The sequence below is a fragment of the Janthinobacterium sp. GW460-12-1-14-LB5 genome (genome assembly GCF_059423585.1).
The window spans coordinates 1-12652 of the sequence record NZ_JBWKYD010000048.1; the positions used below are offsets into that span (position 1 = coordinate 1).

The 12652-nt window shown below is 48.7% G+C and carries 10 protein-coding genes; 1 reads left to right on the forward strand and 9 read right to left on the reverse strand.

Annotated elements, in window-relative coordinates:
- Positions 1–335: 335 nt before the first annotated feature.
- Entirely contained in the window at positions 336–605 is a 270-nt protein-coding gene (locus AC07X6_RS28160; RefSeq protein ID WP_494793167.1) for a hypothetical protein, read from the forward strand.
- 136 nt (positions 606–741) lie between these two features.
- On the opposite strand, the gene AC07X6_RS28165 is transcribed toward AC07X6_RS28160, so the two are convergent.
- From AC07X6_RS28165 to AC07X6_RS28205, 9 genes are all read right to left on the reverse strand, one after another.
- The gene (locus AC07X6_RS28165) at positions 742–1437 is read right to left on the reverse strand and encodes a putative type VI secretion system effector (protein WP_494793168.1); all 696 of its coding nucleotides are present in this window, start codon (positions 1435–1437) and stop codon (positions 742–744) included.
- Between the two features lie 113 nt (positions 1438–1550).
- Positions 1551–2345, reverse strand: coding sequence for a hypothetical protein (locus tag AC07X6_RS28170; RefSeq protein WP_494793169.1), 795 nt, complete (start codon positions 2343–2345; stop codon positions 1551–1553).
- 162 nt (positions 2346–2507) lie between these two features.
- Positions 2508–3317 carry a hypothetical protein gene (locus tag AC07X6_RS28175; RefSeq protein WP_494793170.1) on the reverse strand — a complete coding sequence of 270 codons (810 nt, stop codon included), beginning with the start codon at positions 3315–3317 and terminating at the stop codon, positions 2508–2510.
- Positions 3314–6208, reverse strand: coding sequence for a T6SS effector BTH_I2691 family protein (locus tag AC07X6_RS28180; RefSeq protein WP_494793171.1), 2895 nt, complete (start codon positions 6206–6208; stop codon positions 3314–3316). Before AC07X6_RS28180 ends, AC07X6_RS28175 begins: the two co-directional genes overlap by 4 nt.
- Before the next feature lie 45 nt (positions 6209–6253).
- A complete protein-coding gene (locus AC07X6_RS28185) occupies positions 6254–7192 on the reverse strand; it encodes a DUF4123 domain-containing protein (protein ID WP_494793172.1) in 939 nt (312 codons plus the stop codon).
- Complete coding sequence (locus AC07X6_RS28190) at positions 7179–9995, reverse strand: type VI secretion system Vgr family protein (protein WP_494793173.1); 2817 nt, start codon at positions 9993–9995, stop codon at positions 7179–7181. Before AC07X6_RS28190 ends, AC07X6_RS28185 begins: the two co-directional genes overlap by 14 nt.
- 216 nt (positions 9996–10211) lie before the next feature.
- On the reverse strand, positions 10212–10829 hold the full coding sequence (locus AC07X6_RS28195) for an imm11 family protein (protein ID WP_494793174.1): 618 nt from the start codon (positions 10827–10829) through the stop codon (positions 10212–10214).
- Positions 10830–11103: 274 nt separating this feature from the next.
- Positions 11104–11721 carry an imm11 family protein gene (locus AC07X6_RS28200; RefSeq protein WP_494793175.1) on the reverse strand — a complete coding sequence of 206 codons (618 nt, stop codon included), beginning with the start codon at positions 11719–11721 and terminating at the stop codon, positions 11104–11106.
- Between the two features lie 116 nt (positions 11722–11837).
- Positions 11838–12458, reverse strand: coding sequence for an imm11 family protein (locus AC07X6_RS28205; RefSeq protein ID WP_230538336.1), 621 nt, complete (start codon positions 12456–12458; stop codon positions 11838–11840).
- Positions 12459–12652 lie beyond the last annotated feature (194 nt).

Below are 12652 nucleotides of genomic sequence, written 5' to 3' on the forward strand. Positions count from 1 at the left end.
GTCCACATCGTCAATCACTCCAAAACATCAAAGATGCTTTGACCTGAAAGTTGCTATGAAGTTTTTAAACCGTCACTTAACTCCTCAACAACACCGCTGACCAACTTATAGGAGAATTCATGCATATGATTTTCTCGATCGCTGAACTGGCAATATCTTTACAGCAATGCCATCAATTTCGGGGAAGAAGCGACTCAGATCCAACTTGGAAAGTAACGGAAATGTATCGAGGAAATTATCAGGCAGATTGAATTTTGTATTTTACCAAGTAAATTTACATTTGTTGCACCCATATGAAATTCTGTGAGTTTTCCCTTCCACTATGAAAAAAAACCTTGTCGGAAGATGTATTTTCATTATTCTCTTCAGCCACCATGCGCTTCCTAACAATTATGGTTGAACCGTCTTTAATGCCCTCTGCAATTGCATTAATTTTTCAACAGAATCAAACGGCTATTCGCCAAGCTACTCTCATCTTTTCCTCCATTTTCATGCTTGAAACCGGTTCACCCATTCGTCATTCCTGCTCTACATCAGATATCCATCTTCAAAATTTGATGGAGAGGCGCGGCGTATCGGTTGACCATTCATCGATCAACCGGTAGGCGATCGACTCCTGTTGCTCATCGAAAAGATGGCATGCAAGCACAAGCATCCGGTCGGCTGAACTGACCGATGGATGAAATTTACATCAAGATCTATGGCATCTGGAAATATCTCTATAGAGTAGCGCCATCGCGCTTAAAGATAATACACACCCATCGGCAAAGCTGGCTTTCCTGACTTTCTGTATTTTCTCGTACTTTTAAAAAGATCAATTTTTTCCGGCTCAGCGATTCCTAGTGCCTTCCCCACTCTATTCATTTCCTTTGATAACTCCATGAAATCTTTCCAACTTAAGCCAACGGTTAGAAATAGAATAATTGGAGTACTAAAAGTAGCGCAAACTAACATGAACAATACCGGAATTCCACCAAAAAGTGCCGCCAAAATTGCTAAAACATATAATGCAATAAAAGCATAGCCACAACACTTTAATAGATGATATTTTTTGGCAATTGTTCCACGTTCACAATGTGGCTGCATCCACATTTTTTCCTCCTTTACATCAACGACTGCGACAGCGATAAACTCATTGCCTTTTTCATATCCCACAACCTGAACCTCATCTCCGTCTCTAAAATCAACTTCCCAAAAACTCCCGCTAACCCACTTGCCGCCCACGCTCATGCTGAAGCCTGTGACAGGATCTCCGTCACTTGTGGCCGCCTGCGCACTGTGAACAGCGCCTGATTCGCCGGTGGCAGCCTGAACGACCGCCGCCAAACCGGACATTTTTTTGAACGATTCGGCACTCTTCAAATAATTCACATGCATGTCGGAAGTTCTTAACTCCTCAACAACACCGCTGACCAACTTATAGGAGAATTCATGCATATGATTTTCTCGATCGCTGAACTGGCAATATCTTTACAACAATGCCATCAATTTCGGGGAGGAAGCGACTCAGATCCAACTTAGAAAGTAACGGAAATGTATCGAGGAAATTATCAAGCAGATTGAATTTTGTATTTCGACCTGTGTTTTTTCAAGGCCAATTCACAACTGTATCCAATAAAACCATAGTTGTGATCCTTGAATAAAGTAGCGCCAGCGCGCATATCAAAGTCACTTGGCCTTGGAAAACCATGGGCAGCGAAAATTTCTGTCGCGCATATTGAATAGTCACGCATGGTTCTGAATGTCCAATATTCGAAAGGAAACCAAAAAATCAAAGGAACAAAGAATATAATTCCACATGCCACAATTAAATATTCTTTGTTTTCTACAGATACATCAACATATGAAAAAAGTGCAGCAAAAGCCATAATCCACATAAACAATATCATATTCCGCGCAAATTTCATGCAATTCCAAAAAAAGGCACGCTCCCCGCAATAGGTATTCAGAGGCATTAGCAACAAGCTATCGTCAATACGGAGCAAACTATGCACGTACAGCACATCCATTTTCTTTGTGACTACCAATTTAATAAAATCGCCATCCTTGATCTTGTCAGCGTCGCTAAAAACCCCACAGACTACTTTCCCGTTAACCAACCCGGCAAAATTGAACATATCTTCGCCATCGTAAAAACTTAGCATGGCTGCATTTGCCAACGCCCCCGGCATGCCATTGATTGCGGCGGCGATACCAGCTGCCAAATTCTTTTCCGCAAGACTGTTTTCAATTTTACTGAGCAAATTTACACTTGTTGCAGCTACATGAAATTCTGTGATTTTTCCTTCCATAGTAAAAAAAGCTTCCTCGGAAGAAGCATGTTTATTACTCTTTGCGGCCATCATACGCACCCTGATAATTACGACTGAATCTATTTTGATGTTTTCTGCGATTTCACCACGTAGACAAGGTGAGGATGCACCTCTATTTGGTGTGCAACAATTCATTTCGGCTCAAAAATGCAATAAAACCCGCAAGAGGAATTTGCAAATTTGCCGCTCAAATAATCAGGCAGGTGCCATATTGTACTTCGACTTGTGTTTTTTCAGCGCCAGTTCATAATTAGTCGCAAAAAATTTATTGCCATCACTCTCAAAAAAAGTAATTCCGCGACGCGCATCAAATATTTCCGGCCTTGGAAATCCATAAGCGACGAATATTTTCTCAGCATATATTGAATAGTCACGCATGGTCTTATATGTCCAATACTCGAAAGGGAAACAGAAAATCGGGGGCATCAGTAATATCGCACCACATGCCGTAATCAAATCCTCCTTTCTTTCCAGCGACACATCGACAAACAAGAAAAATCCGGAAAACAAAACAAACCAAACAAATAGCGTCATGTTTCTTGCGAATCTCATGCAACTCCAAAAAAAGGCGCGTTCTCCGCAATACGCATTCAGGGGCATCAATAACAAGCTATCCTCAATACGTAGCAAACTATGTACGTGCAGGACATCACCCCTTCTTGTCACGACCAATTTGACGACATCGCCATCCCGGATCTTGTCCGCATCGACAAAAGTTCCACACACGACTTCGCCATTGACAAGTCCGGCAAAACTATGCACATCTTCGCCATCGTACAAACTTAGCATGGCTGAAGTTGCCAATGTTCCAGGCATGCCATTGATAGCGGCAGCGACACCCCCTGCAAGGTTTTTTGCCTCAATATTTTTTTCTATTTTTCTGAGTAAATTTATAGTTGTTGCAGCAATTTGAATATCTGTTATTCGTCCTTCCACTGTGAAAAAAGCGTCATTGGAAAACATACTTTCATTTTTCTCCTCTGCCACATTCACCTCGAAATTCATGATTTAATTGCCTTAAAAGCTTTCTGTAATTCCATTAACTCCTGCTCAACATTAGTAAATGGTTTTTCAGAAAGCCATCCTCTTCTTTTTCTAAAAGTACACGCTTGAAACCAATTCTCCAATTCATCATCCATGATCCATACCCGATATCCGACTTCAACAACAGTTATCCCGAGACCAATCAGATTAAATCGAGCCAATCTTATCAATAAAATAGTTCTTCCACCTATCAAGCTTGTTGCCAATCCACCAAAATAATTTATTGCCTTTAAAGAAAAACTGAAATTTTTCGCCAGCTGAGATCCTGCCAATCGTGTCAATAAAGGAGCACAGTAGGACAATGCAGCGGTCAAGCCTAAACCCATGTTAATGGCACCAAAGACAGCTCGGCTAGTATAAATCCCCACTAAAATTCCATCAGATCGCTCTTTCTTGATTTCATCATAAGCCGAATCAATATCCAAGCAAACTATCATAAAACCAGAAAGAGCCCCAAGTAACCCGGCAGCCATTTTAAATCCACCGCGAATAACATCTGCCGCCTTGTTTATTCCGCTAATTTTACTATAAGGGGATATTTCCCTTATAGATTTTGTAACAGCATAAACCAGATCAAAAGATATACTGCTCAGTGACAATATTGAGGCTATCACCTCAGACTTTAGTCTGCCTGAATCGTTAAAATGAGGCAATTTGGTTGCCAGGGAAAGGCTTTCAATTGACATCAAAAGAACACCAATGCGAGCATGGCGAAAATTATTGGTCTCGGGCCTTTTACCCACGTCCAGTTCGTCCAATGCAATCTTCACCTTTCTTTTTACCTTTTCCTGCTCATCCCCTATCAAATTTTGTATGCTCCCTTCCACTTTTGCCGCATCTGCTCGAGCAGTTTTGGTCGCCTCTGTTCGCGCCATGCGCTCAGCTTTCTTTTCGATTCCTTGCTCTAATTTGTTTTTTTCATTTTCCGATTTCAGCGCTTCAGAATATTTCTTTGTTTTTTCTCTTAATTCTTCAATATTTTTTTTCTTCAGAGGAAGCATCAATTCATCGAAGCTTATTTTTTCAGCAAGATCCGCCAATTTTGAATACAGCAATACGCCGACGATGCTGGAAATTGCCTTGTCCAACTTCCCGCTTTTAGTGAACATTGCTTGCGTCCACTCCGAGATTTTTGCAAATGCCATCCCTTCCGCAGTTCGATGGTACTTTGATAAATTTACTATCGGCTTATCCGTCTTGGCCGTTGGATCCTTGTTGTGAATTTTAAGGACTCCGCCATCACGCAACCATTCATCCCATGCGGAATCAATTTTCTTAAAGGAGTCAATCAGGCCCTTTCCGGCTTTTAACCATGGTGCCGCCTGTACTTTTGAAATATCCCCTGCAGCATCAACTTGTTCTTTAGCATCTTTAAAGGCCTTTTCCGCAAGGTCATACAAAGACTTATGGTTGTAGAAATTTGACCGCATGTACAAATTTTTTCTTTCAATTGAACTCACATTCATCCAATTTTTAAGAACAGGTGCATTTTCCTTGCCGGAAAACATGCCAAACACACACCGGGAATATTCAAAAGTAAAGCAAAATCCGCTACCGATATTTTCCTCGTCATAACTATCAAATGCCTCAACCAACTCCGTGGAGGTTACCCACTTGACATGATCGGCAGTTCTCTTCCTCGATCTTGCCTCGGCTTCCTGCGACAATTTATCCAGCGTCTTGCGCAGCAAATCGATTTCCGCGACAGAGATCAGCGACTCATATTTCTTCTCGAAGTTTGCGCGTGCGTCCTGCTCACTTGTCGCAAGGATCTGCTCGCGCCTTTTCTCACGCGCGTCAGCAATTTTCCTCATTCTCTCTTCGATTATTTCAGCTTCTTTTACACGGTTCAATTTCCTGAGCATTTCGGCATTATTCTTATTAATGTCCGGAAGTGCCCTCGAATCCATGTCATCGAGATTTTTCTTTCTGATTTCCACGCCATATTTGATGACACAGTCCTTGATATCATCAATGCCGACCATGACGTCCATCTTCCGCCGATTGCTGACTTTTTCCTTGTCCTCGCTATCGAGAAAATTTTCAAGCGGCTGCAGGGCGGCATTACGGAAATCATTCAATTCCTGCGTAATGCCGATCGGGTCAAATAGAACAAATGCTGCCGCCTTCGTCGCCACCATTTTCTCTTCCAGCGTCCCCATCCGCCCGCCCGGCGTCGCCAGTGGAAGATTTGCCATGCCTACATAAGCATCGTAACTTCCCATGTAGAGCTGCTGCATGAGATTCTTCCCCAAGGGGCTCTTCCAGGCATTCTGATACTGTCTGGCGAGTACGGCTTCGGGAACATACTTGCCCAGCTCTTCAGGTTTCAGGCTGTGCGGCTGCTCGGTACTGCCTGCAGCCCATTCCTTCGGCAGGAAAACCTGCATCTGTCCCTTTTCAGCTCTGGCGTCGGCATTGGCCGCATACGCGTCGAGCCTGTTTTGCGTCATGGCAGTTGGCGTAAACAACAGGTAGATTTTTTCGACAAACTCGATCTTGTCGATCGCGATCATGCTGGCATTGATGCCGCAGGTGGTGCGGTCACAGGAAAAATTCACTGCCGCCGAGGGTGGCGTATCGACGGAAAATTTGGACAGAAACGCGTCGTCGTCGGCAAAATAACCTTCCCAGTACAGCAGTCCGGCGCGCTTGATCAGCACGTACAAGAATCCCGAGCGCAGCAGGCGCGGCGCATAGCCGGCGTTCTCCAGCTTGATGTGCCTGACCTTGTCGCCCAGCTTGCCGGGCAAGGCGGAGACCTGACTGGCCGCGCCCTCGCCGACCACTGCCGCATAGCGCAGCGGCAAAATGAACAAGCCGTTCTTATCGCAAAATTTACAGTCTTTCATTGCTCTTCCTGTTGGGTGGGCGGCACGCGGTCATTCTGCTGGGCATCAGCCTAGGGAATGCAGACGGGCGTTCAATACGATATCCAGTGGCAAGCCTTGCGTGCTTGCCATCCGCATCAGTTCCCCGAGGGCGGGGTGCAAGGTGAAGGCCTGGCCGTGTTCGACGGCGCGCCAGGCATAGGCGATCTGGTCGTCCGCCTGCGCCAGACCCGCGCTTGCGCTGTCGACAAGATAGCGGTCGATCTGCGCGTCGATGCCGGCGCCGATTGGCGTTTGCCTTGCGCAAAGGATGCGCAATACCAGATTGATCTGCTCAATGCGATCCATCGCCTGCCTGGTTGGTTCATCGATGCGCAGGGGAACGTCTTGTACTGCCGACAATGGCTGCGCATGGCCATGCAGGATCAGCTGCCCCTCGCGATCGAGCTGGCACCAGGTCTCCACAGGACCAAGCAGATCCGCAAAACTGCTGCGCCCCGGCCGGCCTGCCGCGTCAGACGGCGGCAACAGTCTTGCCAGATGCGGCATGACGCGCGGGTCGAAATAGCGCAGGTAGACGGCTTCGCCGGACGGATAGCGCAGATTCAGGCGCGCCAGCATGGCGCTGCGCAGGCGCTCCAGGGGCGCATTGCTAAATAGCCAGGCACAAATGCCGGGCACCCCGCCCGGTTCGGCATGCTGCTCTTGCGCCAGCTTCAGGCTGTGCTCGACCAGTGCATAGTGCTCGGGCAGCTGGTTGGACAAGGCGAGCAGCATCGGCGCGCGCTGCAGGTCATCCTCGAAGATCGGGTCATCGAGCAGCAAGCTGGCCGCGGGCGGCGACAGGGCCGCAATCGCCTCGCGCAGGGGATTGTCGATGAACTGGTCGATCAGGACGACGGTCCTGTCATAGCCGCGGGCCACGTTGTAGAGCACTTCATCGGCGCGCGCCGTCGATACCGCGGCAGGAGACAGTGCTGGCGATGGCGCTTTATCGTTTGACACTGGCCGCTCCCGCCTGCGTGGCATCGAGAAGTTTCAGTGCACAGCCTTTCAATTGTCCTATCGGCAAGGCAATCGGTGCAGGACTGGCGCTCGCCGGCCCAGTCAACTCCTTCATGCCGGCCTTGAATTCCATCTTGCCGGGTCCATGAATCTCGATATTGCCGCCTTCGAGCTTGATGTAGGCGCCCTGCACCGTCAGCAGCACATGCTGCTTGCCGCTGATGTTGACGCTCTTGCTGACGCTGGCCACGGTCACGGCCTTGTCTGCGGTTAATTTTGTTTCATCGGACTGGCTCTGGCTGCTGACCTTGCCGCTGGCGGCGTGCAGGCGGATGCCGGTTTCCTGGTTCGGTTTGTCGGCCTTGCTGGCCTTGCCGTAGGTAAACAGACTGATGCCGGAACTGATCGCATGAAAATGGTTGCCTTGCGCGCCGAAATTGATGTCCTGCCCTGCCGCGATGCTGCTGGTATTGCCGGCGGCAAAGAGCGCATTGAGCGGCGTGGTGGCGGCGATGCCAGCCGGACTGGACAATTGCAGCTGCGGCGCGCCATAGGCCGTTGCCTGGCCGTCGCCCGTGCCCGCCGTGCCCTTGAGCATTTCTATGCTGTGCGCCAATTGCTTCAGCGCCGGCAAGGTGTCGGGCGCCGCTTCAGCCTGCCCTTGGCCACCTTTCAGCCCCGCATTGTGCTTTTGCGCCGTTTCCGCAAGCGAAGTCAGCAGGGCCAGGCTCTGTTCGATCTGGTCCGTCGCCTCCTTGCTATCCATCTGCGTGCCGCTGGCGTTGCTGCGCCCGTCGGTCGACAACAGCATCCCCTGCCCTGCGCGCAGCGCGGCGCTGTGCCCGGTTTTCAGTTCGGCGCCGAAGCCGGCGGCGGCCAGCCGCTGGTTGTCCGTCTGATGGCGCAAATGTCCCAGGTTCAGCTCGGCAGTGCCCTGGTGTGCGCCGGCATGGCGCTGCAGGGCCACGCGCGGCTGGCCGGGGCTGTCATCGAACACCAGCTGGCTGTACGCCGCGCCGCCCTGCTGGCTGGACTGCATGGCCTGGCTCTTGATGCCGGACAACGCGGCCGGATGGGCATGCGCGCCCGCCTCGCCGGGAAACCAGGCTGGCGCGTTGCCGGTGGCCGGTCCCGCGCCATGGCTCACGCGGTTATTCTGTGCATCGGCCGTGCCCTGGCCGTTGTAGACGGCGCCGATGACGACCGGCCGGTCGATATTGCCTTCCAGAAAATCGATCAATACTTCCTGGCCGATGCGCGGTAGTGCATGGCCGCCCCAGTTGGCGCCCGCCACCGGCGCCATGGTGGAAGCGACGCGCACCCAGGTGCCGGCACTGTCGTCGCCCGGCGCGCCCGTATGCCCTCCGCCTTGCGGATGGTCAAGGCGGCTGTGGCTCATGACGCCGCGCTGCCAGTGAAATTGCACCTTGATGCGGTGGTCGCGGTCTGTGTGAATCACGGCGCCGGCCGGCCCCACCACGACAGCCGTCTGCTGGCCATGCACGGTCGGGCGCGGATGCACCAAATGGCCATGCTGGTCCTTGCCGCTGGCGCGATAAGCAATATTGCTGCGGATGGCATCGATGCGGTTGCGATACAGGGGCCGCTCGGCAATGGCGTCCAACAGCGCCGGCATACGGTGCAGGCTGCCCGCTTGCTCCTTGCGGATGGCCGCATCGAGCAAACCCGTCTTGAGCGTTTGCACGATGGATGACTGCAAATCCGCGCTCAAGTTGTTGTGCATCAAGTGGACCGTGCGCACGACCAGGAAAGTGCGTTCGTCGTCACCGCCGGCCTGGTCGAACACCGGCTGTCCCTGCAGGACAAACGTGGTGCCCGGCGACAAGGTACGCACTGTACCGGCCGCCACGTGGATCTCCTTCCCCGCTTCGAGCGCCTGCAACTGGTTGCGCGCGATGCGCTGGCCCTGCTCGCGCGAAGCGTAGGCATAGGCGCCGGGCGCGTCGCGGCTGAGCAGCTCCACGCCCTGCGCCCCGCCCGCCTCTGCCGCCGCGCTGGCGACACGCTGGTCGAGCGAGCGGTAATCCCAGCTGCCCATTTCGATGGCATTGGTCTGCTGGCGCAATTCGGTGCGCCAGCGGTCGATGCTGTCGACCTTCATGACGGCGCCCGGCTGCGTGAAATCGATGCTGCTCTGGGCATTCGGCTTGAACGCGCCGTTATGGTCCGCGATCACCAGGCAGTGGCTGCCCAGGCTGGGGCTGCCGGGATCGCCGCCGTGTTCATAGTAATAAAACAGCCCTTCCTCGTGCATCAGGCGCTGCGCGTAAGCCCAGTCGCTTTCCTGGTACTGGGTACTCAGGCTGCGCTTCGGGTATGCCGCGCGGTCGAGAATATCGAAACGCCAGGCCGGCGCCAGTTTGCCCTGCGCCTGATAGGCGGCAAACAGCGCGTCGAGGATGTCGAAGACCGTCATGTCCTGGAACACGCGGCTGTCGCGGCCGTGGGCAAGAAACGCGCTCCAGGGTTCCAGGGTCAGGTGATAGCGCGCCATGCCGCCGTTCGCGCCGACCAGTTCAACGGCGGTGATATGGCCGTGGAACGGGCGCAGCGCGTCGGCGCTGGTTGAGGTCAGCAATTGCAGCAAGGCCGGCTGGCCGATCAGGGTGCGCAAGGAAATGGCGGCGTCCGTCGACAAGGCCGCGATCTGGAACACGAAGCCCGTGCTCAAGCCTTCCTCGCCGCGCACGCATTCGGCCAGCAGGCGGTCGGCGCCGAGAGGCGTGGTCAGCTGTAGCAATCTGCTGGCTTGCGTGAAACTGGCGGGCAAGGACATCGACATCCGGAAACTCCATCACGCGGCTTCCCGCACAAAATTAGTAAATAAGCACTTTTATCAAAGCCATTACACCCTAGAAATTTCGTTATAGCAAGAGTGATTCGATTGAAATCGGGACTGCAGCAATCATTGGTTCAAAGCTGTGGCCAAAGCACGCGCCCAGCAGAATTTTTAGCTCTGGTAACAACCAGGACTCATGAGTCCTACCTGCAACAAAAATCAATAATCCTCGACTTTGGTAAATTCTATTCCATTGACTTTACCGGATTTAAATATATTCAAAATTGATTCATGACATACGATAAAAGCATTCAAAGCGCCGCCCATTTTGAACAGCAAACGCTTGGATTGCGGAATTGAATTCAACAACTCTTCATCAAAACAGAAGTCAAATACCTCATAAAGCTCAAATCCACCCAGACTTACAGGTCCGGCATCTTTGAAATAATTAGATTTAACCCTGCTCCAACAATCGAATCTTTCCGTAAAAGTCATATACCAGTAATCTTCATGCCATTGTCCATCATCATGAATATAAACCGATGGATGCATATGAAGATGCGGAATATCAAGTTCAAGAAGTTCCTCCCGCATGCTGCTGGTTACAAGCAAATCCGTCCCGCTAAACAATATGGATGGTACTTTTTTCAACAATGGAATGCCTCGCTTTTCATTATATTCCCTTCCGCCATTAAAGAATACAAATGGAGGAGAGCCGATTGGAAACTCTTCAAAATTATAATTTCTATCAGATGTATTATCATCTGGAGACAGTGAAGGAACTCGTTCATCTTCCATCTCACTTAAAAAATAATATTGCTGTTCATATTTCTTCATTGCATTTCCCTATTTTAAAATTGGAATCGTCGATCTTTTGCAATTTATATTTCACTTGTTTTAGTTTCGCTTCTTTTTGACCATGCACCTCATATGTCTTTTTATTATTTCATTTCTTACTGAATCCACCCATCGCAAGCCTGAAAATTCAAAATGGGAATTTTCAGCAATTCTTGCGAGAGCTGCCTTATTAGGAATACTCTTTATCACATCCAATATGCCACTCGAACTTTCAGCTCTCCGGACAACCGCAACATACGCTCCTCGCCGAGCATCAATAATCTTCAACTTTTATGAATTTGATGCCATGCACATCGCCCAATTTAAATATATCCAATATAGATTCATGGCATACAATAAGAGCATTTAATGCTCCACCCATTTTGAACAGCAGACGCTCGGATTGCGGCATCGAGTTCAACAACTCCTCATCAAAACAAAATTTATAAACTAGAAAAAATTCAAATCCACCCAGTCGTATGGATTCAATTTCATCTTCATAATCAGATTTCTCCCTGCTCCAACAATCCAATCTTTCTACAAAGGTCATATACCAATAGTCTTCGTGCCACTGCCCATCATCGTGGATATAAACTGAAGGATGCATATGAAGATGGGGAATATTCAGCTCAAGAAGTGCCTCTCTCATACTGCCAGGCACAAGCAAATTCGTTCCATCAAACAATATGGCCGGAACATTTTTCAATAATGGAATCCCATTCTTTTCGTTATATTCTCTCCCGGCGTTAAAAAACATAAAAGGAGGCGAGCCGATTGGAAATTCCTCGAAATCATAATTTTTATCTGACGTGTCATCATCCGCAGAAACTGAAGGAATCCTTTCATCATCTGCAACTCTCAAAAAGTAATATTGCTGTTCATATTTCTTCACATTACCTTCCCATCATGAAAATATAGCTTTCGACTTTTTATAGCCAATTAATCTACCTGGCCGTATAGATTGATCTTGGTTTCCATGCTCGCCCCCTGAATTTATTACTCCATGAATTAATAATCTTCCACCTTTACAAATCTTACACCATCGCCATCTCCTGATTTAAATATTTTCAAAATTGACTCATGGCAAACAATAAAAGCATTCACCGCACCGCCCATCTTAAAAAGCAAGCGCTGAGATAGAGGTATCGAATTCAACAGCTTTTCATCAAAGTGAAATTTATAAACTTCAAAAAGATCAAATCCACCAAGCTGTATAGGTTCATCCTCATTATCATATTCGGATTCTCCCCTACTCCAACAATCGAATCTTTGCACAAATGTCATGTACCAATAATCCTCATGCCATTTTCCGTCGTCATGAATGTAAACCGATGGATGCATATGAAGATGTGGAATATCCAGCTCAAGAAGTGCCTCCCGCATGCTACTACTCACAAGTAAATTCGTTCCATCAAACAATATGGACGGAATCCTTTGCGTAGATGGAATATTTCTTTTTTCACCATACTCTCTTCCCGCATTTAAAAAAAAGAACGGGGAGGCAGCGGCTGGAAACTCTTCGAAATCATAGTTTTTATCTGAGGTGTTATCATCAGGACATAGGGAAGGAAGGCTTTCATTTTCTTTTGCCTTTCTTAAAAAATAATATTGCTGCTCATATTTTTTCAATTAATTTCCCAGCTCTTAAAATGCAATAATTAGTTTTTTGAAATAAATTTTTCACCAATTTACTCCTTTGCATTTCATTAAAATAACCCCATCAATAATCTTCGACTTTGGTAAATTTTATTCCATTAACCTCACCAGATTTAAATATACTTAAAATTGATTCATGACATACGATAAAAGCATTCAAAGCGCCG

Coding starts and splice junctions, on each gene's coding strand:
- AC07X6_RS28165 (WP_494793168.1), bottom strand. CDS start 1,437: ATGCATGAATTCTCCTATAAGTTGGTCAGCGGTGTTGTTGAGGAGTTA.
- AC07X6_RS28170 (WP_494793169.1), bottom strand. CDS start 2,345: ATGATGGCCGCAAAGAGTAATAAACATGCTTCTTCCGAGGAAGCTTTT.
- AC07X6_RS28175 (WP_494793170.1), bottom strand. CDS start 3,317: ATGAATTTCGAGGTGAATGTGGCAGAGGAGAAAAATGAAAGTATGTTT.
- AC07X6_RS28180 (WP_494793171.1), bottom strand. CDS start 6,208: ATGAAAGACTGTAAATTTTGCGATAAGAACGGCTTGTTCATTTTGCCG.
- AC07X6_RS28190 (WP_494793173.1), bottom strand. CDS start 9,995: ATGTCGATGTCCTTGCCCGCCAGTTTCACGCAAGCCAGCAGATTGCTA.
- AC07X6_RS28195 (WP_494793174.1), bottom strand. CDS start 10,829: ATGAAGAAATATGAACAGCAATATTATTTTTTAAGTGAGATGGAAGAT.